The sequence below is a fragment of the Zunongwangia profunda SM-A87 genome (genome assembly GCF_000023465.1).
In the GTDB taxonomy this organism is placed as follows: Bacteria; Bacteroidota; Bacteroidia; order Flavobacteriales; family Flavobacteriaceae; genus Zunongwangia; species Zunongwangia profunda.
Genome location: NC_014041.1, coordinates 2,278,814 through 2,302,454 on the forward strand (window position 1 = coordinate 2,278,814; position 23,641 = coordinate 2,302,454).

General features: G+C 35.3%; 21 protein-coding genes. 11 read left to right on the top strand and 10 right to left on the bottom strand.

Annotated features, from left to right (window positions below; translation table 11 throughout):
- Positions 1 to 177 precede the first annotated feature (177 nt).
- The gene (locus ZPR_RS10100) at positions 178 to 624 is read left to right on the top strand and encodes a BRCT domain-containing protein (RefSeq protein WP_013071555.1); all 447 of its coding nucleotides are present in this window, start codon (positions 178 to 180) and stop codon (positions 622 to 624) included.
- Positions 625 to 654: 30 nt separating this feature from the next.
- Positions 655 to 1,224 carry a DUF481 domain-containing protein gene (locus tag ZPR_RS10105; protein ID WP_013071556.1) on the top strand — a complete coding sequence of 190 codons (570 nt, stop codon included), beginning with the start codon at positions 655 to 657 and terminating at the stop codon, positions 1,222 to 1,224.
- Between the two features lie 509 nt (positions 1,225 to 1,733).
- On the opposite strand, the gene ZPR_RS10110 is transcribed toward ZPR_RS10105, so the two are convergent.
- The 8 genes from ZPR_RS10110 to ZPR_RS10145 form a co-directional block, all read right to left on the bottom strand.
- Positions 1,734 to 4,031: a TonB-dependent receptor gene (locus tag ZPR_RS10110; protein WP_041578830.1), complete on the bottom strand. Its 2,298-nt coding sequence runs from the start codon at positions 4,029 to 4,031 to the stop codon at positions 1,734 to 1,736.
- Positions 4,032 to 4,247: 216 nt separating this feature from the next.
- Positions 4,248 to 4,571 (bottom strand): hypothetical protein, encoded by a 324-nt coding sequence (locus tag ZPR_RS22520; protein WP_013071558.1) that lies wholly within the window; start codon positions 4,569 to 4,571, stop codon positions 4,248 to 4,250.
- The gene (locus ZPR_RS10120) at positions 4,572 to 4,874 is read right to left on the bottom strand and encodes a DUF6787 family protein (RefSeq protein WP_013071559.1); all 303 of its coding nucleotides are present in this window, start codon (positions 4,872 to 4,874) and stop codon (positions 4,572 to 4,574) included.
- A 45-nt stretch (positions 4,875 to 4,919) separates the two neighbouring features.
- The gene (locus tag ZPR_RS10125) at positions 4,920 to 5,345 is read right to left on the bottom strand and encodes a DUF6146 family protein (RefSeq protein WP_013071560.1); all 426 of its coding nucleotides are present in this window, start codon (positions 5,343 to 5,345) and stop codon (positions 4,920 to 4,922) included.
- A 182-nt stretch (positions 5,346 to 5,527) separates the two neighbouring features.
- The gene (locus tag ZPR_RS10130; RefSeq protein ID WP_013071561.1) at positions 5,528 to 6,142 is read right to left on the bottom strand and encodes a DUF937 domain-containing protein; all 615 of its coding nucleotides are present in this window, start codon (positions 6,140 to 6,142) and stop codon (positions 5,528 to 5,530) included.
- Between the two features lie 273 nt (positions 6,143 to 6,415).
- Entirely contained in the window at positions 6,416 to 7,387 is a 972-nt protein-coding gene (locus tag ZPR_RS10135) for an NAD(P)-dependent oxidoreductase (protein ID WP_013071562.1), read from the bottom strand.
- 19 nt (positions 7,388 to 7,406) lie between these two features.
- Positions 7,407 to 8,471: a 3-phosphoserine/phosphohydroxythreonine transaminase gene (serC, locus tag ZPR_RS10140; RefSeq protein ID WP_013071563.1), complete on the bottom strand. Its 1,065-nt coding sequence runs from the start codon at positions 8,469 to 8,471 to the stop codon at positions 7,407 to 7,409.
- Between the two features lie 100 nt (positions 8,472 to 8,571).
- Positions 8,572 to 9,639, bottom strand: coding sequence for an acyl-CoA reductase (locus ZPR_RS10145; RefSeq protein WP_013071564.1), 1,068 nt, complete (start codon positions 9,637 to 9,639; stop codon positions 8,572 to 8,574).
- 142 nt (positions 9,640 to 9,781) lie between these two features.
- On the opposite strand from ZPR_RS10145, the gene ZPR_RS10150 reads away from it, so the two are divergent.
- On the top strand, positions 9,782 to 10,129 hold the full coding sequence (locus tag ZPR_RS10150; protein WP_013071565.1) for a 4Fe-4S dicluster domain-containing protein: 348 nt from the start codon (positions 9,782 to 9,784) through the stop codon (positions 10,127 to 10,129).
- Between the two features lie 84 nt (positions 10,130 to 10,213).
- Here ZPR_RS10150 and ZPR_RS10155 read toward each other — a convergent pair whose 3' ends face one another.
- On the bottom strand, positions 10,214 to 11,092 hold the full coding sequence (locus ZPR_RS10155; RefSeq protein ID WP_013071566.1) for an AraC family transcriptional regulator: 879 nt from the start codon (positions 11,090 to 11,092) through the stop codon (positions 10,214 to 10,216).
- 218 nt (positions 11,093 to 11,310) lie between these two features.
- Here ZPR_RS10155 and ZPR_RS10160 point away from each other — a divergent pair, with 218 nt between their 5' ends.
- Positions 11,311 to 11,886, top strand: coding sequence for a T9SS type A sorting domain-containing protein (locus tag ZPR_RS10160; protein WP_013071567.1), 576 nt, complete (start codon positions 11,311 to 11,313; stop codon positions 11,884 to 11,886).
- Positions 11,887 to 11,957: 71 nt separating this feature from the next.
- Here ZPR_RS10160 and ZPR_RS10165 read toward each other — a convergent pair whose 3' ends face one another.
- Positions 11,958 to 12,647, bottom strand: a complete 690-nt coding sequence (locus ZPR_RS10165; protein ID WP_013071568.1) for an NUDIX hydrolase — start codon at positions 12,645 to 12,647, stop codon at positions 11,958 to 11,960.
- Positions 12,648 to 13,036: 389 nt separating this feature from the next.
- On the opposite strand from ZPR_RS10165, the gene ZPR_RS10170 reads away from it, so the two are divergent.
- From ZPR_RS10170 to ZPR_RS10200, 7 genes are all read left to right on the top strand, one after another.
- Positions 13,037 to 14,584 (top strand): alpha-N-arabinofuranosidase, encoded by a 1,548-nt coding sequence (locus ZPR_RS10170; RefSeq protein ID WP_013071569.1) that lies wholly within the window; start codon positions 13,037 to 13,039, stop codon positions 14,582 to 14,584.
- A 249-nt stretch (positions 14,585 to 14,833) separates the two neighbouring features.
- Positions 14,834 to 17,218 (top strand): glycoside hydrolase family 127 protein, encoded by a 2,385-nt coding sequence (locus tag ZPR_RS10175; protein ID WP_013071570.1) that lies wholly within the window; start codon positions 14,834 to 14,836, stop codon positions 17,216 to 17,218.
- Positions 17,215 to 18,177 (top strand): glycoside hydrolase family 43 protein, encoded by a 963-nt coding sequence (locus tag ZPR_RS10180; protein ID WP_013071571.1) that lies wholly within the window; start codon positions 17,215 to 17,217, stop codon positions 18,175 to 18,177. The genes ZPR_RS10175 and ZPR_RS10180 overlap by 4 nt, the downstream gene beginning before the upstream one ends.
- Positions 18,177 to 19,178 carry an arabinan endo-1,5-alpha-L-arabinosidase gene (locus tag ZPR_RS10185; RefSeq protein WP_013071572.1) on the top strand — a complete coding sequence of 334 codons (1,002 nt, stop codon included), beginning with the start codon at positions 18,177 to 18,179 and terminating at the stop codon, positions 19,176 to 19,178. Before ZPR_RS10180 ends, ZPR_RS10185 begins: the two co-directional genes overlap by 1 nt.
- Before the next feature lie 12 nt (positions 19,179 to 19,190).
- Positions 19,191 to 21,167: an alpha-L-arabinofuranosidase C-terminal domain-containing protein gene (locus tag ZPR_RS10190; protein ID WP_013071573.1), complete on the top strand. Its 1,977-nt coding sequence runs from the start codon at positions 19,191 to 19,193 to the stop codon at positions 21,165 to 21,167.
- Positions 21,168 to 21,239: 72 nt separating this feature from the next.
- Entirely contained in the window at positions 21,240 to 22,916 is a 1,677-nt protein-coding gene (locus tag ZPR_RS10195) for a ribulokinase (RefSeq protein ID WP_041578831.1), read from the top strand.
- A gap of 4 nt (positions 22,917 to 22,920) precedes the next feature.
- Positions 22,921 to 23,625, top strand: a complete 705-nt coding sequence (locus ZPR_RS10200) for an L-ribulose-5-phosphate 4-epimerase (RefSeq protein WP_013071575.1) — start codon at positions 22,921 to 22,923, stop codon at positions 23,623 to 23,625.
- Positions 23,626 to 23,641: the final 16 nt, after the last annotated feature.

Genomic DNA, 23,641 nt, shown 5'->3' on the forward strand with positions numbered 1-23,641 from the left:
AACGCTATTTAAAAGGTATCTGGCTTAATAGGATTAACTTATCTTATTTATTTATTAAAAGCGTTAAAACCTGCGAAAAATGAAGAATAGTGAAAAAAAAACTTTTAAGTTTGCTTAAAATTTAATCAAATAAATATTTAGTTATACATTTGATTTCTAACTAACTGCACGCTAACCATGACTTTACAAATTATCATAACCGCCTATATCCTGGTTTTTCTCGGGATTATTTATCTTACCTGGAATCATTTTTTTAATTCTCCTGAAGATATTAGCCATACTATGGAGAAAGACACCAAAGCTGATAGTGAGATTGAGAATGGTTTTGAGGGGAAAAAAGTTGTTTTTGATGGTGAATTAGATGCTTATATAGAAGAGAATATCAAGAATGAACTAAGAAATAAGCATGCTATAGTTGAGGATAAAATGGCAGAAGACACGAATTTTCTTATTACCGGTAAAAATCCCGATTGGTTGGTAGTAGAAGAAGCTAAAGATCTTGGAGTGACCATTTTTAATGAAATGGATTGGCAGAATACAGTCCATAAGATTGAAACTAATTTATCTGCGGAAACTAAACTATTAAGGGAGGGTAATGAAGTAGATTCTGCCGAAATTGTTTAAGTTCCAAATTAAAAATAAATACTTCTAAAATTGAAAATTAAATTTTTACTAATCGTTCTCCTTTTTAGCTTTCAAGCTTTTGCGCAATGTTATGATTTAGGTTCAAAAAGAAAGAATTATGATTCTTACTTCTTTGTTTCTGCCGGGGCAGATCCTATTCCAACTGAAAAATGGATAAATAATGAAGTTGCTGACTTTACAACAAATGGATTAGATTTATTGCTTAAAGCAGGTTATGGTAGTGATGAACTTTTATTTGTTCCTATAGAGTTTTATGCGTATTATGAGCGATTTAATGATGTAGGTTATCAACAGTATGGAGTTGGTGGATATATTTATACTCTATTTTTAAACGATAAAATTCAGGCACTTGCCGGAGGGGATCTTGGTATGGTAAATAGAGAATATAGCAGTGGTACTATTGAATCAGACCAATTTTTAAATTTAGCCATGAATCTGGAACTACGTTATATATTTTTAGAAAAATTTAGACTAGGGCTGCAATTTAATTTTGAAAAAAGAGATGACATTGCACCTGAGATAGAAAATGCAAATTATTACGTAGCAAGTTCATATCTGTCATTATATTATACGTTCTAAATTATATCATTTTATACCAATTTCTTTATCCTTAATACAATACCGAAAAGAAATCAAAGAGATAAATCCAAAGAATATCAATAATTAGATAGTTTTTTGGGTCTTTTTGATATAGTATCTACATTCAGTTTTTGGAATCAAAAGCCATTGATTATCGGAAATGACATTCATAAGAAATCGTCAAACCTTAAGAGCATTTCTTGATTCTATAACTAAAACTATTGATAGGTGGAATCCTAACAATTATTAGATGTAAATTATAGTAATGATTGATTAGTTTTTCAATCTATTTTTCTAAAGAATATTTTTATATGTTATCGGGATATTGATACTATTATAACATCAATATCCCAATAGCCTAAGGTAACAGTAAAATTTATTATTTGTCCTTAAATCAAGGATAGCTGTATATTGTTTCGTAAGACAATTACCAAAAATTATTTACTATTTAAATAGTAAAGATGATATAATAAAATTTCTTTATTGGATGCAACTCAAAAATTCAATGTTTACAAAAACCACTGTAAGGAAACCATGAAGTTTTGGCCAATATTAGCAATTCCATCGGTCTTTAATCTTGATAAATGAGCAATATAATTTTTGTTTAAAAGATTATTTCCGTTTACAGAAATCTGTACTTCAGATTCTGCTAATTGAACGCGACCACCAAATCCTGCGCCAAGGAGAGAGTACCCGCCAGTTCTGGTTTCAAATGCACTGGTATTTTCTTTATCAAAAACATTTTTAAGTCTGATAAAAGCATACTTGTTTTGGATAAATTTTCCTTGATTAAATTCAATTCTAAAAGTGTTGGTGATGCTGTTAGCAGGTATTAATGGCAGATAGGTGTCATCATCTCTTTTTCCAGTAACGGTTTCAAAACTACTTTCAATATGCATCCAATCCCATGGATGTGGGTGAATATGCATTCCGATTTCACCGCCATATAGCTTGGCATCGTCCTGGATATAATCGTAAACAGGATTTTCGTTGATAGTTTCTCCAGTAGGTGTTAAATAAATATAATCATTAATGGTATTATGAAAAGCATTTGCAAAAGCTTCAAAATGCTCATTTCTCCACTCTAATGAGAAATCCACCTGGAAGTTTTGTTCATTATCAAGTTCGGGATTTCCAACTTCGTACCGATTGGCACCATGGTGAGCACCATTACTGGTAAGTTCTGCCAAATTAGGAGCCCTAAATCCACTCGCTAAATTTAACCTGACATTCAAATTCTTAGAAAATTGATATTTAGCCCCAAAAGCTCCATTTATGCTATTAAAAGAACGATCTACGGCTTGCATGTATCCAGATTCTCCTTCTTGACCATGCATTTCGCTATCAATAGTACGGGTGTCGTAACGTAAACCTGCCTGAAAATCCCAAAGGCTTAAGTGCAGATGTGTGGTTGCAAAAACTCCAAAATCCACTGTTTTAGCATCAGGAATCAAAATCTCTTCTCCTGTATTGCGGTTATCCTGCCACATACCTTGTATACCAGCAATAGTTTCAAATTTACCTAATTTTGGTAGATTATACTTGATATTGTAATTGAAGGTTTCCAACTCCATATCTAAAGCAGGATGCAAGTCTTCTCCTTCTTCACTATGTTCACCTTCATGCCCGTGATCATCTTCTTCATCATGATCATGTTCCTCGCCATCTTCTTCCTCATGGTGGTGATGATCTTCAAATTCTTTTCGGTTATTAAACTGATATCCAAATTTGGCATTCAAGCTAGAGTTCGCAAAATAAACCGTATTATCAGCACTTAAAATATGATTATCAATTTGCTGGTAGGGTAAGACCAGTGTCTTAGAAGTGGTTTGAGTACCAATTTCTTCAGGTATACCAAGTTCGCTCCGGTTAAAATTATAACGAAGATCAGATTTAAACTTTTCGTTTTGATAAGCAATTCCTGTTTTTAGATCTTTTTCATTAAATCTTGTGTTTGTTACTCTTTGCCCGTCGCCCGTCTTGTAATCTGAATGTTCAGCCAAACTTCCGCGTGCGATAAATTTTAATTTTTCTCCTGAAGTTTTTGCCATCGCACTGGCCTGATACCCCAAAGTATTACTGAAATAATCTCCATTAAATTCAGCCTTGGTTTCGCCGGCTGAAGCATATTGCTCAGGATTCAGATAAAGAACACCACCAATAGCGTCGCTACCATAGAGTAGGGAAGCGGGACCTTTAATAACTTCTACACTTCCAATTCCTTTAGAGCTGATACCCAATCCATGTTCACCACCAAACTGCTGGTTTTCCATTCGAACGCCCTGGGTATAAGTAAGCACTCGGTTAGAACTTAATCCACGAATTACAGGTTTTCCAATCCCAACACCGGTACTTAAATTTTCTACTCCTGCAATTTGTGAAATTCCATCAGCTAATGTAACAGCTCCTTTTTTGTTTAATTCGGAAACACTTTCCCGTTCCACACGCATTACATTTTCGCTTTGCAACTGGTGAAAAGGAGTTGAAACAATAACTTCTTCCATTTCTACTGCTGAAGGTTTTAATACCAGCTGAATCTCTGATGCGGGAATGCTTACGTCTTTTGAGTATGAGGTAAAGCCTATAGAAGAAACTATTAATTTGTAATTCCCAGCAGGTAAATTTTTGATAGTGAAATGACCATCTATATCTGTTGTACTGCCCTTTTCTAGTTTTGGAAAATAAACACTTGCACTAAAAACAGCTTCTCCGGTTTCCTGATTTTTTACAGTTCCACTAAATTGATTTTGTGCAAATATCACATTGGATACTGCTAGAAGGAGTATGGTAATGAGTATTTTTCTCATTTTTTGGGATTTTAAACGATTAAATGAAATATGGAATATCCGTAAGCACTACTAATATATAGTCGCATTCTATTTTAACTGTTATTTACGGCTATTAAATCCTTAGCCATAAATAGCTCTAAAAGTAGAAAGATTATAAATTTTAAGATATAATACGGACGATCATAAATGAAACTTTCCTTTGCTCTTATCTACAGGAAAGGGGAATTGTATTGATTATGCTACCATTGAGGGGGGACCTCTAAGTTCGAATAACCGAGATTGATAATCACTTAAAAATTCGTAAAAGCTGAAAAGATGTTTAGCCTGTGTATTAAGAACAATAGGCTCAAAATTTAAAATTTCGAGATTTAATGCAGGGCTTTGATGAAATTTATGAAGGTTACAATCTAAATCCGGATGGTGAATATGCTGCTTGGCATAATTATCACAAAGTCCGTGATGGTGACCACTAAAGACATGTGCAAAATTAGCAATTGCAGGAAATACGATGATAAACGCCGCGAAAACAAATAATATATTTTTAAGCGTTTTTTTCATTTAATCTCTAAAGAATTTGCCCAATCCCAGTCGAGTAAGCATTTTTTTTTCAAATGTCCAGAAAAATTGAAATTGCCCAAAAATCCAGCCAATTAATATTAACAATATCTGATATATAGGAAATAAAAATAAAATTCTGGCAGGCCAATAAATATACCATTCATGTTGCGGGGTTATTCCTAGAAAAGTGGTTACCGGAGCTGCTAATTTTGCAGCTGTGGACCCCGTAATAGCGAAAACAAGTAGGATTACAACTAACTGACGATTAGTGGTTAATCCCCAACGTTCTTTTAATTTCTCCATGTTGCAAAGATATTAAAAGGAATGAAGTTTTAAAGCTATAATGCTTTAAATACGTGTTGGTACCGTAAACCGTTGATTATACTGCCTGCTTAGATAGACAAAATAATAATATAATAAATAATTTACTTCGTAGCCATAATCTATCTGTGGATCATAATTTATCTCCTGTACATAAAGATTATTATTATAGCGCATTGGCTGGCGAACGCGGTTATTATAATCATTAACTAAAATACGATTTTTGTTTTCAAGATAGGTTTGGGAATAATACCCTTGAGGTCTCGCTATACTATTAATAAACAAGTTAAAACCTGGTTCAATGATAATGATTTCGTATTCCAGGCTATCATTTGCGATTCTAACCGTATCGTTTTCAGCGCTGGTATTTCTATCACCTCTACCACTATTTTTAGTTAATCCACAGCTGTAAACAAACAGCAACATCAGCAGGATGTAAAGTATATTTTTCACACAAATGAGTTTAGGTTGAAATTTGATTTTTAAATGTTTAAATCCCTGAAAAAATCCTTGGACAGAAAGTTTTTGATGTTCTCATTGTTTCCTGATAGTTATTGGTATTTGGAGGCATTTTCATTTGCAGTCTCAAATTCCTTAATAAGGTATTTATTTTGGCAAATTAAGTAAAAAGTAAATTATTTACCACCGGTATAACCTTTTAAAATACTGTCTTTCTTATTCTTTTTACCAATTACCATTTCTGAAGCTTCGGGAATAAAGTTCGGATCATTTTTTATGTTGAAAATAGTATCAAAAAACGAATTGTTATATTTTGAGGAACTGCCTAAAGCACTATCAATAAGATCTTCTATATCTTTATCTTTATTAATATTTTCTTTTTTCTTTTGGATGCTTAAAATGGCGATAACTAGAGGAATCGAAATGGTTGTTATTTCCTGTACTGCTTCTTTATCTACATTTAAAGAATCACTTATAGTGTTAATTACGCTGCTGAAGTTTTCTCCCAGAATCATTTCACTATAGTCATGACCGCATTGTATAAGCTCTTTGGTTTCCTTTTGAGAAAATACCGTCATGAATTTAAAAGGATTTGGAGCTTCTTCCAACATTTCATTAAGGGCTTCACTATATCCTTCCTGAATTTTATTTTTAAAGTTACCCAAAATTAAAGGAAGTACCATTCCTAAAACCGAAGACACATTATTTGATGAAACCCCTGTTTTATTAGAGGCTTTATTGATAAGTTCTTTGCCTAAATTGGTATTTAGAATGTCTAATATTGATGCCATAATACTAATTTTTTGTAACTAACTATAGATTTAGCATAGTTAGTTTAATGAGAATTTTGTAAAAATCTTTTTGAAGCGATTGGTACAGTATACCGAAGTTAATCAATAAAAGTCGGGCGTATTGTTAAAGCTTTATTATAATCCAAAATAGGACAGGAAGTAAAGTATAGCCTGCAACGAAAGCTTATATTCTTTCTAATCCCAACCCTGACTTATAAAAATAGCTGGGATTGGGATTAGAAAGAAATTTAGGAGTATTAAGGTTTACGGGAATTATTTAAAGAAATCCATACCAGATTTGCCGTGAAATCTAGCTATTATTTCTTTGGCAATGACTTCTCCTGATCGGTCTGTAGCGGCGCCAGTTAGACCACCAATATGTGGAGTTAAAGATATGCGCTCGTTCATCAATAATTTAATAGCCGGTGTAGGCTCATTATCGTATGTATCTAAGCCAGCAAATTTTATTTTTGCATCTTCCAGAGCTTCAATCAGCGCTTCTTCATCGATCGCATTCCCATTAGAGATATTAACGATCCCGGCGTTTGGCTTCATTAAAGCGATCTCTTTAGTATTTATGATCGGTTTTTTCTGTTGCGTAACACTTAAACAAATAATATCAGAATTTTCTAAAACCTCTTCTAAGGATATTGTTTTAAGACCAATTTCTACATTTTGATCCTGAATACTCATCTGAAGATTTGCTCCGGCTACCTTAGGATCTGTGGCAATAACTTTCATACCAAAACCAAGGGCAATTTTTGCTACTTCCTGGCCAATTTTACCAAAACCAATAATACCAAGGGTTTTGCCGTGAAGTTCGATGCCTCCTGAATAGAAGTTTCTTAGATCTTTAAAGTTCATATCACCTTCTAGCGGCATATTTCGGTTGGAATGGTGTAGGAAACGACTACCACCAAGAATATGAGCGAAAACAAGTTCGGCTACAGAACGTGTAGCGGCTAAAGGAGCTGTGATGAATTGAATGCCATTTTTCTCGGCATTGGAAACCGAATTGATTACTTTTTGATCACCGATTATGCCAATGAATTTTAATTGAGGAGCATTCGTAATTACTTCATCTTCGATAAAGGTATTACGGGAAATGATTCCTTCAATGTTTTTGGCGTTGATATATTCTTTTAGCTGAGATTGGGCAACCTTCACAGATAAAACATTAAAGCCGGCCTCGGTTAATTGGGAAACTGCGGCTTGTGAAAGGCCATCGGTAACTAAAATATTCATTGATTTTTATTTTTCTGAATTATGAAATTTTTTCGAAATGTTGCATGACATCCACTAATACCTGTACACTTTCTATAGGCATCGCATTATACATGGAAGCGCGATAACCTCCTACACTTCTATGGCCGTTGATTCCGTTGATATTCGCTTCTTTCCAAAGTTTATCGAAAGTAGTTTTATCAGCTCCTTCAGCAAGATTAAAAGTGGGGTTCATGATCGATCGGTCTTCTTTTTCAGCAAAGCCTTTAAATAGAGGATTGCGATCTATTTCATCATAAAGTAATGCTGCTTTTTTAGTATTCTTGTCTTCGATCCCTGCAATTCCACCTAACTTTTTAAGCCATTGCAAGTTTAGCAAAGAAGTGTAGACAGCAAAAACAGATGGGGTATTAAACATACTATCTTTCTCGATATGCACCTGGTAATTCATCATCGATGGAATTTGTCGTGCTACTTTGCCTAAAATCTCTTCTTTTACCACGACCAGGGTTACCCCTGCAGGCCCCATGTTTTTTTGTGCGCCTGCGTAGATCAAATCAAACTGACTAAAATCCAGGGTTCTTGATAAAATGTCACTACTCATATCACATACCAACGGTACCTGAGTTTTAGGGAAAGATTTCATTTGTGTCCCATAAATGGTATTGTTACTGGTACAATGAAAATAATCAGTATCCGTCGGGATTATATAATCTTTGGGAATATAATTAAAGTTTTTATCTTTAGAAGAAGCAACTTCAACTACTTCGCCAAACAATTTTGCTTCTTTAATCGCTTTACTACTCCATGTACCGGTATTGGTATATGCCGCTTTTTTCTCAAGTAAATTGTAGGCAACCATTAAAAATTGCATACTGGCGCCGCCATGTAAAAATAAGGCCTGATAACCTTTATCCTGAAGACCTAGAAGTTCCAAAACCAGAGCGCGAGCCTCTTCGATTACCGAAACAAAAGCTTCACTACGATGAGAAATCTCAAGAATTGAAAGGCCAGTGTTATTAAAGTCCATTATTGCTGCAGAAGCTTTTTCGAAAACTTCCTGTGGCAAAATACATGGTCCTGCACTAAAATTATGTTTTTTCATATTGTATTTAGGATTGCGCTCTTAAATGGAGCTTTTCTTTGCTGTAGGTCGTAAATTCTGAACTTACATGTCAAAATTTGTTGAAACAGCGAAGAATTTATTAGTTTAAATTGATCAAAAATTCCATCGTATCTACACCATCGGCATAGTCCCAAAGTTTTGGATGCTGAGTTTCGCCAAATTTCACTTCATTTTTTGCCGAAATTTCTTTTCGTACCACACATTGTAATTGCCCTGCTTTTTCTTCTAATTGTTGTTGAAGTTGATCTTTATTTTCATAGAACTCATAGAATAATACAGAAATTGGTGAGCCATAACCTTCATCCTCTTTAAGCATTAAAAAACCGTTATCCAGAATATTGAATTCACTCATAAGATACACGGCTTTGTTGTAATCATAGTTATTGGCGTATTTATTTTGGTTAATAATATCGTTCCAGTGATAAATTCCTTTATAAAAATGATCAAAATCGTAATTTTTAGGTAGAAATAACTTGGATACATTGCGGCAACCAAGTCCGTAATATCTAAAAATATCCTCTGCCAAAGCCTTCAATTCGCTTTCGGTTTCATCTCCACGAATAATAGCCACCGAGTTTCGGTTTTTGCGAATAATATTCGGTTTATTTTTAAAATAATATTCAAAATAACGCGCAGTATTATTGCTTCCCGTAGCAATGACGGCATCAAAATTCTCTAATCTTTCCTGAGTAAAAGAAATTTTAGATTCGAATTCACTATTTAATTCCGCTAAATAATTACATAAAACAGGTAAAAGCTGCTTGTCGTTATCTGAAGGCTTAATTAAAACATTATGCCCAGAGATTAAAACACTCAAAAAATCATGAAAACCTACTAAAGGAATATTTCCAGCCATGATGATGGCAACGGTTTTTGGAGTGATGTCCTCTTTAATCGTGTAGGTTTTTAGCCAGGTTTCCAGATTTTCTTCGGTTAAGGCTTCGCTCCATTGTTTTAAAGCAAATAAGATATTGTTTCTGGTAAACCAACCATTATAATGTACGGCCGAATTGATTTTGTATTCCAATTCGTCGAAATATTTTTTATCGATTTCAGAAAGATTTAGCGCTACATCATTTTCAGTATTAAAATTCTTAAGAAAATCGCCTAATTTTGAAAAATATGAAATACGTTCTTTTATTGTCATTCCTAATTTGGTTATGAAAAGCCTTCACGTTAAATTTGTAACAGCGAAATTAAAACTTCCTGACTGGAAAAACTATAAAATTTCCTAAAACTGGAAGTAAAAGAGAAGAATCGCCTTATTTTTATAAATTAAAAAAACAGCTATGGCAATCATTATAACAGATGAATGTATAAACTGCGGCGCTTGTGAACCAGAATGCCCAAATACAGCAATTTATGAGGGAGCTGATGACTGGCGATATGCAGATGGTACAGAACTTTCTGGCGATATCGTATTACCATCGGGTACAGAGGCTAATGCTGAAGAAGCCCAAGAGCCGGTAAGTGATGAGTATTACTATATTGTACCAGATAAATGTACAGAATGTAAAGGTTTTCATGAAGAACCACAATGTGCGGCAGTATGCCCGGTAGATTGTTGTGTTCCTGATGAAGATCATGTTGAAACTGAAGAAGAGTTACTCGCAAAACAAAAGTTTATGCACGAGTAATCAAAAAGTCAATATCTCATTCTAGGTTTCAACTATACTGAACTTTCAAAAATATATAAGTCCGTTTGCAAAAACGGACTTTTTTTATGAGATATTCACTCGAAGCTCATTGCGGTATTTAGAAGGTGATTTGCCAGTAAACTTTTTAAACTGCTTATTAAAATGACTAAAATTATTAAAGCCGCATTCAAAGCAAATATCGGTAATGCTTATTTGTGCTTCGTGTAAAAGCTTTGCGGCGTGTGTAAGTCGATATTCATTTACAAATTGTGTAAATGTTTTCCCTGTAATTTTTTTAAAGAATCTGCAAAAAGCAGGAACCGTCATGCTGGTAAGTTCAGCAACTTCTTCCAAAGCAATCGATCGTTTAAATTCTTCTTTTACAAAATTAAAGATCTGGTTAATACGATTGTTATCCTGCAACTCGGTTTCCAGGACAAAGCCATGGGCATTAAGTATGGTATAATTCCTGGCCTCTTCCAAATGTTTAAAAATCTCGAGTAGTGCAATTAAACGTCCAAATGGAGATCGGTGTTTAATTTCTTCAATCTTTTCACCAATATATCTTTTATCCTCACCATGAAAAACAATTCCTTTTTTGGCTGTTTCCAAGAGAGTGACAATATTTTTAGTTTCTGGAATATTAAAAAAGGTCTTACCTAAAAAGTCGGGATGAATCTGTATAACAGTTTCTCTTTCGTATCTATTTAATGTACTGGTAAAACCGCAATGGGGTAAATTAGAACCAATAAGTATAAGATCACCCTGGCGATAATAAGAAACATGGCTTCCAATTTGTCTTTTTCCCGAGCCACTACTGATATAAACCAATTCTATTTCTGGGTGATAATGCCAAAAATTGTTGTTTTTATTTGGGGTTGAATGATCAAAAGTCTGATATCTGAACGAACTACCAAATTGAGGTTCAACCTTTTCAAAAACTGCTTTTTGTGATTTTATCATATCGATAACGTTTTAGCCGAAATGGGGTAGCAAATTATGAATGTTTTATTATGTTTAAAATTACCCCAAAAATTTATACAGTACAAAATTAACCTTTTACGATAATATTTTCGGTTAAAATAACACATATTTTAGTTCATTATCTATTAATCTGCGCTTAGGTTTTGCTTTATATTTGTTGACGGATAATCAGTAATTTAACAAAAACACCGAAAATCATGAAAAATCTATTGAAAGTAACAGTTTTGGTTTTGGCATTAGTATTAGGAAATACTGTGAATGCTAAGGATATAGAAGTTAAAGTTAAAAAAGAGCAGTTAGTTGTAAGTTTAGAAAATACTCAGGAAGGATCTAGTTTAATTTTAACTGATATGAGTGGAGAGGTGCTATTTAAAGATACACTTATGGAATCTTCTTATAAAAAAGCTTTAGATCTTCATAGTATTCCAAAAGGAACATATTTCTTAAACTTTGAGAAAGATGATAGTATTGTTACTACGGTAATTAGTAAAGATAATAATGGAGTTACGGTTAATAAGGCCTCTTCAAAAATATTCTTTAAGCCTTTTTATAAGACTTTAGAAGATAAGGTTATGGTTTCTTTTACTAACCCAGGTTACGAGAACGCTACTTTTAGAGTTTATGATGTAGATGGTAATTTAATGACTACTTCTACAAATAATGATCTTGTAGTAAAGAAAACATTCGATTTCTCTGAAGTACCGGCTGGAAAATACATGATCGCTTTAACAGTAGGAGACCGTACGATTACTAAAACAATTACATTAGGATAATAAAAAGATTAATTTTATTAAACGTTTTATAATTAAAAAGCCGACTAAATTTAATTTAGTCGGCTTTTTAATTATAATTTAAACGAAAAGCCATCATCTATTTTACGTTTATATTTTTGCTGATCGAATTTGTAAAGAAAACTTCCTTTGCGGGAAGAACTCATATCTTTTTCATCCAATTTCACTAAAATATCTAAGGAGTTGATCTTATTTATAAAATTACGTTTATCCAGTTTTTCACCTAAAATAGCTTCGTACAACTTTTGTAGTTGTCTCATAGTAAATTTCTCTGGAAGCAATTCAAATCCTATAGGTCCGTTAGATGCGCGGTAACGTAATCTACTAATAGCATGTTTTACCATTTTGCCATGGTCAAAAATTAAGGAAGGTGCTTCAGATAACGTAAACCATTTGGCAGAATAATTTTCGGTTAATTCGGTATTATGTTCTGCACTATTAATTAAAGCAAAATAAGATACCGATAGCGTACGCTCTACAGGATCCCGGTCTACTTTACTAAAATTATAAAGTTGCTCTAAATATACATTGTTGATTCCGGTTAGGTGATGTAAAATTCTATTAGCAGCCTGGTCCAGATTCTCATCCTTTTTTAAAAAACCTCCCATTAGCGACCACTTACCACGTTCTGGTTTAAAGTCTCTTTTAATCAGTAAAATTTTAAGTTCTTCTTCATCGAAACCAAAAATGATACAGTCTACGGCAAGTAGTACTTTATCTTCAGAACTATAACTATGAATCATTGATAAAATTTAAAATGGGCAATTTAGGATAATTTAAAAGTAAATCATAATCGATACGCATGTCGAAAGTAATGGAAAAATTCATAAAAATACTAGGAAACCTACTTAGAGCTCATTTAGACTACTATAGAATTATGAAATTCATTTATTTGATTGTATTTCGTTAAAAATATCTAAAATAATATTTGGTTTTTTCATCAAACTTTAATTAAATTTGGAAATGTGATATTTACACTTATAATGATTAGGGTTTAATTTTAGTAGAGGATTCAAAATTTTGGTAGTAATTCGAAATGGTTTTCGGATGGTGGGAAAAATTGAATGCTATCCCAATAAAACTTTAAGTCTGGTAAATTTCAAATTCAAATAAACAACTTGATTTAGATAATATGAAAAAAATCAACCTATTCCGTTTTCCATTACTTTTTTTAGTGCTCTCTTTTTCTACTTTGCAGGCGCAGACTTCAGTAGTTATTAGTAATGATGTAGATGCTCCTGTAATCAACCGGAACATCTATGGTCATTTTGCTGAGCATTTAGGACGTTGTATTTATGGTGGATTGTACGTTGGTGAAGATAGTGAGATTCCCAATACAGATGGTGTGCGTAACGATTTGATTGAGGCTTTGAAAAACCTTCAAATCCCTATACTTAGGTGGCCTGGCGGTTGCTTTGCAGATACCTATCACTGGAAAGACGGTATAGGGCCTCAAGAAGACCGCCCAACGATTGTAAATCAATGGTGGGGAGGAGTTACAGAAGATAACAGTTTTGGTACACATAATTTCCTAAACCTGTGTGAGGTTCTTGGTGCAGAGCCCTACCTGGCGGCTAATATAGGCAGCGGAACGGTTCAAGAATTTGCAGACTGGATTCAGTATGTAAATCATAGTGGTGAAAGCCCAATGGCCAATCTTCGTAGAGAATATGGAAGAGAAAAGCCATGGGGCGTTAAATATTGGGGTGTTGGTAATGAAATGTGGGGTTGTGGGGGTAATATGACACCGGAATATTATGCAAATCTTTATCGCCAATACGCAACATTTATGACCAATTGGGATAATGAAACCGGATTATACCGAATTGCATCTGGCGCTAATGTAGATGATTACCATTGGACAGAAGTTATAATGCGCGATGTGCCTCATCATTTAATTGAAGGCGTGGCGCTACATTCCTATTCTTTTGTAGAGTGGGGAGACAAAGGAGATGCTGTAGATTTTAATGAAGCGCAATATTTTTCAACGATGCAAACAGCTTTAAAGATGGAAGAGTTGGTGACAAAGCATAGTGAAATTATGGATAAATATGACCCTAAAGGAGAAATCGAACTTATCGTAGACGAGTGGGGTGGATGGTACGATGTTCAGGAAGGTACAAATCCCGGATTTTTATATCAGCAAAATACCATGCGCGATGCTATGATCGCCGGTGTTTCCTTAAATATTTTTAATAATCACAGTAAGCGTGTTAAAATGGCGAATTTGGCTCAGACGGTAAATGTATTACAGGCAGTAGCTTTAACCGATGGAGCTAAGATGATCCTTACACCAACATATCACGTAATGGAAATGTATAAAGTTCATCAGGATGCACAATTATTGCCAGTAGAATTTGATGCTCCAGAGTATACTTTTGAAGGAGAATCTTTACCCGCAGTTTCTATATCAGCCTCTAAAGACAGTATAGGTGTACTACATATTTCAGCTGTAAATATTGATGCTGAAAATGAAAACGAAGTGGAGTTTGATCTTTCAGGATTTGATCTTGATGGTTTTAATGCAGAAATTTTAGTTTCAGAAACACTTCAGGATCATAATACTTTTGATGACCCTGAAAAAATTACGCCATCAGAATTTAAAGATTTTAAATTCAAAAAAGGAAGATTAAAGATGACCTTACCTCCTTTTTCTGTAGTGGTGTTGGAAAGTAAGTAAACAACTTTGGGACAAGCTTGTTATTATTTAATATCATTAAAATATAATGTTTGTCGTGATACAATGTTAATTATCCAGAAAAAGAGTTGAAAAGAAGACATTTTTAATTAGCCCAATTTTATTCATCATTATAGCAAAAATGCCCTAGTGATGATATTTTTTAAAAGATTTTATTGAGCAAATTTTTATCATTCTTCCATATGGTACCTGGGTGATCAAATAAAAAATTAGTCTATTAACTGTTATGATATGAATATTAGAATTCCAAGTTTCAAAAAAACAGTATTAGTTACAGGAATCGCAATTCTTAGTATCCCTTCCTTTGCGCAACAAAATCAATTATCTCTCTTTAATCTTAAGGATGTTAAGCTTCATACAGGTTTATTTGAAGAAGCCATGTATACCGATTTGGATTATATCTTGCAAATGGAACCCGATCGTTTACTTGCCCCTTTTTTAAGAGAAGCTGGTTTACAACCAAAAGCAGAAAGTTACCCTAATTGGGAAAATACAGGCTTAGACGGTCATATTGGAGGGCACTATCTAACGGCGCTTGCCCAAATGTATGCTTCAGCAGGCAGTGATGAGGCTTTACAGCGATTAAATTATATGATTGGCGAACTAAAAAAAGCGCAGGATGCCAATGGAAATGGATATGTAGGCGGAATTCCTGATAGTGAACGAATATGGAAAGAAATTTCAGAAGGGAAAATAAACGCGGGCGGATTTAGCCTTAACGGCGGTTGGGTACCGCTTTATAATATTCATAAAACTTATGCGGGTTTACGGGATGCTTATCTTATTGCTGGTAATGAGGAGGCAAAGCAAATGCTTATCGATTTAACCGATTGGATGATCGATATTACCGCCAACCTTTCTGAAGCGCAAATTCAGGAAATGCTGAAATCAGAACATGGCGGATTAAACGAAACTTTTGCTGATGTTTATAAAATGACCGGTGATAAAAAGTATTTAGATTTAGCCTATGCCTTTACTCAAAAACAAGTCCTTGATCCCTTAGAACATGAAAAAGATATTTTAAACGGGATGCATGCCAATACGCAAATTCCAAAAGTGATTGGTTATGAAACCATTGCCGCTTTAGATCAAAATAAAGACTACCATAATGCAGCTACTTACTTCTGGGAAAATGTAGTGAATAATAGAACCGTTTCTATCGGGGGAAATAGTGTTAGAGAACATTTTCATCCCGCCGATGATTTTTCGAGTATGATAAATAGTGTGCAGGGACCAGAAACCTGTAATACGTATAATATGCTAAAGCTAAGTGAAAAGTTGTTTTTGGCGAATCCAGAAGAAAAATATATAGATTTTTACGAACAGGGCTTATATAATCACATCCTTTCTTCTCAGCATCCTGAAGGCGGATTTGTTTATTTCACACCTATGCGGCCAGGCCATTACCGTGTATATTCACAGCCAGAAACCAGCATGTGGTGTTGTGTAGGCTCTGGTTTAGAAAATCACGGCAAGTACAACGAAATGATCTACGCGCATAGTGATGATGCGTTATATGTAAATCTTTTTATTCCTTCAGAAGTGAACTGGGAGGATAAAAACTTTAAACTAATCCAGGAAACTGATTTTCCGAATGCTGAAACAGCTTCTTTTAAAATTGAAACCCAGAAACCACAAAAATTAACTATAAATTTTCGTTACCCCTCGTGGGCAGGAGAAGGTTTTGATGTTCAGGTAAATGATAAAAAGGTGAAATTCGATAAAAAACCGGGTTCTTATATTTCTATTACTAGAAAATGGGAAGATGATGATCAAATTTCAATGCGATTACCCATGAATATCACTTCGGAGAGATTACCCGATGGATCAGACTATGAATCTTTGAAATATGGACCACTTGTGCTGGCAGCCAAAACTGGAAAAGAGGACTTAAAAGGTTTATTTGCAGATACCAGTAGGGGAGGTCATATTGCCGAGGGTAAAAAGATTCCGCTTTCAGAAACTCCAATTTTTCTTTTAGAGAATCTGGATGATCTGGCTTCTAAGGTTCAGATAGACTCTAAAAAAGACCTTCGTTTTTCAGCAAAATCGGTTTTATACCCTTCAGAATTTAAGGATTTAGAGTTCGAACCTTTTTATAAGGTTCACGATTCCAGATATGTCATTTACCTGCCGGTAGAATCACCGGAAAGTCTTGCAGCTATTCAGCAAAAAAGAAAAGAACAAGAAGTTGCTGAACGTAAGTTGGAAGCAGTAACTATCGATTATGTAAGTCCGGGGGAGCAGCAACCGGAATCTGATCATTTTATCAAGACTGAAAATTCGAATGCTGGCGTAAACCAGGATCGTCATTGGAGAGATGCTACCGGCTGGTTTAGTTATGAGCTGAACAATGAAGAAAACAAAGCTGCCCGTATAAGAATAACGTATTTTGGTTTAGATGGCAACCGTAAATTTAAAATTATGGTAAATGAGATGACGATTGCAAATGAAGAGTTAAAGGGAGATCGCAGCCCTGAATTTTTTACCAAAGACTATGAATTGCCAAAGAAAATAGTAGAACAAAAAAATGAAACTCTAAGCATACGTTTTGAAGCCGAACCAGATTCCAGAACTGCCGGAATCTATGGCGTTAGATTAATGAAAAAGCAATGATAAAAATTATAAAAGTAGTATGTTTTGGCGCTTTATTGGCTATTTCGGGAGTGATAAGAGCACAAGAGGGGCGCTTTAACAATCCGATTATAACCGATAAATATACCGCAGATCCCGCAGCGTTGGTGTATCAGGACTCGGTTTATATCTATGCAGGTCACGATCAGGCTCCAAATGATAGAGATCAATACGAAATGCACGAGTGGCTGGTATACAGCTCTGCCGATATGGTGAATTGGAAAGAACATCCGGTTCCGCTAAAGCCAACCGATTTTGAATGGGCTAAAGGGGCTGCCTGGGCAGCTCAGGTTATTGAAAAAGACGGGAAATTCTATTGGTATGTTACTGTAGAACACGATGATAGTCATCCGGGAAAAGCAATTGGCGTGGCAGTATCTGATTCGCCAACTGGTCCTTTTAAAGATGCGCGTGGTAGTGCGATTATTACTAACGATATGACTACAGAATATACAGATATTTGGTGGGATGACATAGATCCAACTGTTTGGATTACCAAAGATGGGCAGGCTTATTTATATTGGGGAAATACCCAGCTGTATTGGGTGAAATTAAAGGATAATATGGTCGAATTTGAAGGTGAAATTCAAACGATAGATCTACCACATTTTACTGAAGCGCCCTGGATTCATAAAAAAGGCGATTGGTATTACCTTTCATTTGCATATAAATTTCCAGAAAAAATTGCTTATGCCATGAGTAAATCAATCGAAGGCCCATGGGAATATAAAGGAATTTTAAATGAAGTCGCCGGAAATTCTAATACCAATCATCAGTCAATTATCGAATTTAAAGATAAATGGTACTTTATTTATCATAATGGAAGCATTCCAACTCATGGTGGTAGCTATAGAAGATCGGTATGTATCGATCGTTTGTACTATAATGATGATCATACATTAAAGCGCGTGATTATGACTTCAGAAGGAATTCAGGAATAATGAAAGCTTTTAAATATTTAATGGTATTTATTTTTCTGAATGCTTCTATTATCTGTTTAGCACAACAAGAATCAACACCTACCGATGAGGTTATTGTTCATGATCCGGTTGCTATTAAGTCCAATGGAAAATATTATTTATTCTGTACAGGTAGAGGAATAGCGATGTTTTCCTCGGAAGATTTAGAAGAATGGAAGCGTGAGGCGCCCGTTTTTTCTAAAAAACCGGAATGGACAGATAGCGTTGTACCCAATTTCGGAAATCATATATGGGCACCTGATATTACTGAATTTGAAGGTTCATTTTATTTGTACTACTCGGTTTCCGCGTTTGCTAAAAATACCTCGGCGATTGGTCTTGCAATAAATAAAACTTTAGATGTAGATAGTCCTGATTATAAATGGGAAGATCAGGGGATTGTTATTGAATCTATCCCTAACCGTGATTTATGGAATGCTATCGATCCTAATCTTATTTTTGATGAAGAAGGAACACCCTGGTTAAGTTTTGGTTCGTTTTGGGAGGGATTGAAATTGGTGAAATTAAGTTCCGATTTAAAATCTATTGCAGTACCGCAGGAATGGGAAACAATTGCCAGAAGAGAGCGCTCATTCAAAATTCCGGATAAAAATCCCGGAGATGCAGCTTTAGAAGCTCCCTTTATTTTTCGAAAACAGGATTGGTACTACCTGTTCATTTCTTGGGATTTATGTTGTCGCGGAGAAAACAGCACCTATAAAGTTGTGGTTGGTCGCTCTAAATCGGTAAAAGGACCTTTTCTAGATAAAACAGGAAAATCTTTAGTTAATGGCGGTGGAACACTGGTGCTTGAAGGGAATGAAAAATGGTACGGTGCCGGTCATAATAGTGTTTATACTTTTGATGGAAAAGACTATATGTTTTTCCATGCCTATGATGCCGAAGATGGCGCCAAACCTAAACTTAAGATCAAAGAGTTGCATTGGAAAGATAATTGGCCAATAGAATTAATATTAGAATAGAACTCAAACAAAATGAAAAATATGAATAGAATGAAAAATTTAGGTATAGCAGCAGCTTTGGCTCTTGGAGCTAGTGCCTTTGCACAAACGCCTATTAATGTAGATGCTTCTAAGAGTATAGCCGAAATTCAACCCACTATGTACGGGATATTTTTTGAGGATATTAATTTTGCTGCCGATGGCGGATTATATGCCGAGCTTGTAAAAAACCGTTCTTTTGAGTTTGACTCTCCTAAAATGGGATGGCAGGAACCTAATAGTAACCGTCATTCTCTAAATAAAAATTCTGGCATAGCAAAAATCATAAATTATACGGATAGTTCTGGGAATGAAAATTATGCCAGGTTTGAGATTAATGATGCTTCCGGTTACGAAATCATCAATGAAGGCTTTCGAGGAATGGGAATAAAAAAAGGCGAAAATTATCGAATTTCAGTAATGACAGGAAATGTCAACGGAATTTCAGCGATAAAATTTGAGCTTTTAGATGAAAACGGAGCTGTTTTTGGAGAAGCTTCTATTGCTCCCAAAGGAAATGACTGGACCACCTTTGAAACTATAATCTCCCCTTCAAAATCAGCAGAAAAAGCGACATTAAGAATAACTTTTTCTGGTAAAGGAAGTATAGATATGGATATGATTTCTATGTTTCCTGAAGATACCTGGAAAGGCCGAAAAAACGGTTTACGTAAAGATTTAGTACAATTATTAGCCGATCTACAACCAGGATTCTTACGATTTCCAGGAGGATGTATCGTAGAGGGAAGAACATTGGAAAAGCGCTACCAATGGAAAAAAACGGTAGGAGCAGTAGAAGATCGTGAAATGCTGGTAAACCGTTGGAATACCGAATTTTCGCATAAACTTACACCAGATTATTTTCAGAGTTTCGGACTTGGTTTTTTTGAATATTTTCAACTTTCAGAAGATTTAGGAGCCGAACCATTACCTATTCTAAGTTGTGGTATTGCCTGCCAGTATAATACAGGAGAGTTAGCTCCTATGGAAAGCTTAGATCCTTATGTGCAGGATGCTTTAGATTTAATAGAATTTGCGAATGGTGACACTTCTTCTAAATGGGGAAAAGTACGTACAGATATGGGACATCCAGAACCTTTTAATTTAAAATTTATAGGTGTAGGAAACGAGCAATGGGGGCAGGAATATATCGATAGGTATAAAGTCTTCGCTAAGGCGATTAAAGAAAAATATCCAGATATGATCATCGTTTCAGGAAGTGGTCCTTCTCCAGATGGAGAATATTTTGACTATGGATGGGAAGAACTTAAAAAATTAGATGCCGAACTGGTAGATGAGCATTATTATAAATCACCACAGTGGTTTAAAGAAAATGCCGATCGCTATGACGATTACGATCGTAATGGGCCCAAAGTTTTTGCAGGTGAATATGCGGCACATCCAAAAGCTGAAGATGGTCCTAAAGAAAATAATCTGGAAGCCGCAGTTGCTGAAGCCGCGTTTATGACGGGATTAGAACGTAATGCAGATGTAGTTTATCTCACTTCTTATGCGCCACTTATGGCTCATAAAGATGCCTGGCAATGGGCTCCCGATTTAATTTGGTTTGATAACTTGTCGTCACATGGTACGGTAAATTATTACGTGCAAAAGTTATTTGCCAATAACAGAGGAACTGATGTATTGAAGGTAAGTAGTAATGGAAATAAACTTATCGGTCAGGAAGAAATATATGCTACCGCTGCTATAGATTCAGGTAAAGGAGAAATTATTTTAAAATTGGTGAATACCAGTGCGGAAAACAAACAAGTACAACTTAATATCTCTGGAAGTAAATTTAAAAGTAAGGCAGATTGGATTAGCCTTTCTGGTGATGATATCAAAGCTTATAATTCTTTTGAAAATCCGAAAACAATTGTTCCGGTAGAAAATGAAGTAAAAATTAAAAACCATAGAACTGTTGAATTGGCCCCAAATTCAGTAAACATTATAAAATTAAAGAAATCTTAAAATCATAAGTGTTTTCGTTACACTTAATAAAAACTAATTTATATATTTGTTTCATACCAAAAGTGAAAATACATGGAAACATATGTAATAGGACTTGATTATGGGACCGATTCAGTAAGAGCTGTGCTGGTAGATACCAATAATGGAAAGGAGCTTGCTTCAGATACATTTTGGTATCCTCGCTGGAAAAAACAGCTTTACTGTGATGCTACCCTAAATCGATTTCGACAACATCCTCTTGATCATATTGAAGGTTTAGAGAAAACGATAAAAGGAGTCATCGCAAAAAGCGGGGTTAAGGGAGAGGCTGTAAAAGGTATTTGTATAGATACTACCGGTTCTTCACCCGTACCGGTTACCAAAGATGGAACCCCTTTAGCACTGGTAGATGGATTTACCGATAACCCAAATGCCATGATGGTATTATGGAAAGATCATACCGCAATAAAAGAAGCTAACGAAATTAACGAATTAGCTGAAACATGGGGCGGTGAAAATTACACAAAATACGAAGGAGGAATATACTCTTCCGAGTGGTTTTGGGCAAAAATAACTCATATCGTGCGTGAGGATGAAGCGGTGAAAAATGCCGCTTACTCCTGGATGGAACATTGCGATATGATGACCTATCTTCTTATTGAAAATACCGATTTAGCTTCTTTTAAAAGAAGTCGGTGCGGTGCAGGTCATAAAGCTATGTGGCACGAAAGCTGGGGCGGTTTACCCTCAGAAGAATTTCTAGGGAAATTACATCCTTATTGTGCTGATTTGCGATCCAAATTATATACTGAAACCCACACTTCAGATGAAGTTGCCGGTAACATCAGTAAAGAATGGGCTAAAAAATTAGGTCTTTCTGAAGATACAGTTATTGCCGTAGGAACTTTCGATGCGCATTCAGGAGCCGTTGGTGCTAAAGTTGAAGAGCATGCTTTGGTTCGTGTAATGGGAACCTCAACCTGTGATATCATTGTTTCACCTTACAAGGTAGTAGGCGATAAGACGGTTCGAGGAATTTGCGGCCAGGTAGATGGATCGGTTATTCCGGGTATGATTGGTTTAGAAGCAGGACAATCGGCTTTTGGAGATGTATTGGCCTGGTTTAAAAATGTACTTTCCTGGCCATTAAATCACTTGGTTTATAATTCAGAAGTTCTTTCAGTAGATCAAATTGAAGCGCTAAAAGCAGAAGTAGATAAAAAGTTTATTGCTGAATTATCTGCTGAAGCTGAAGCATTAGAGCTTAATGAAAGTATACCTGTGGCTTTGGATTGGATCAACGGGCGACGTACGCCAGATGCTAACCAGGAATTAAAAAGTGCGATAAGTAATCTTTCTTTAGGAAGTAAAGCTCCGCATATTTTTAAAGCCTTGGTGAATGCTATATGTTTTGGTGCTAAAGAAATTGTAGATCGTTTTAAGGAAGAAGGAGTAGAGATTAAAACGATAATAGGTATAGGAGGAGTGGCAAGAAAATCTGCTTATATCATGCAAACCCTGGCCAACACCTTAAATATGCCGATAAAAATTGCGGCATCAGATGAGGCACCCGCTTTAGGTTCAGCGGTATATGCGGCTGTGGCAGCAGGTCTTTACGATGATGTAATTACGGCCAGCAAAACTTTAGGTAGTGATTTTGAGGCTGAATATAATCCACAACCAGAGATGGTAGGCGAATTTGAGAAACAAATGGCAGCTTATAAAGAGTTAAGCCAGTTTGTTGAAGAAAGCATAACTAAAAAATCATAAATAAATGAGCTCTAAATATAAATCTTTAAAACAAGAGTGTTACGAAGCGAATATGCAGCTGGATGCTTTAGATCTTGTTATTTATACCTTCGGGAATGTTAGTGCAGTAGACCGTACAAATAAGGTTTTTGCCATAAAACCAAGCGGAGTTCCTTATGCCGATTTAAAACCTGAAGATATTGTGATTCTGGACTTCGAAAACAATGTGATTGAAGGAGAAATGCGACCATCTTCAGATACAAAAACACATGCTTACTTATATAAAAACTGGGAAAATATTGGGGGAATTGCTCACACCCACGCCACATACTCTGTAGCGTGGGCCCAGTCCCAGTTGGATATTCCGATTTTTGGTACCACCCATGCCGATCATTTAACGGCAGACATTCCTTGTGCACCCCCAATGAAAGATGAGCTTATTGCCGGTAATTACGAGCAAAATACAGGTATCCAGATTTTGGACTGCTTTAAAGATAAGGGATTATCTTACGAAGAGGTGCAAATGGTGTTGTTAGGTAATCATGGGCCTTTTACCTGGGGACCAACAGCAGCTAAAGCGGTTTATAACAGTAAAGTTTTAGAAGAAGTAGCCAGAATGGCTTACCTGACTTTACAAATAAATCCGAATGCACCAAGATTAAAAGATTCTTTAATTAAAAAACATTATGAACGTAAGCATGGTAAAAATGCCTATTACGGTCAGAATTAATAACCTAAACAAAACA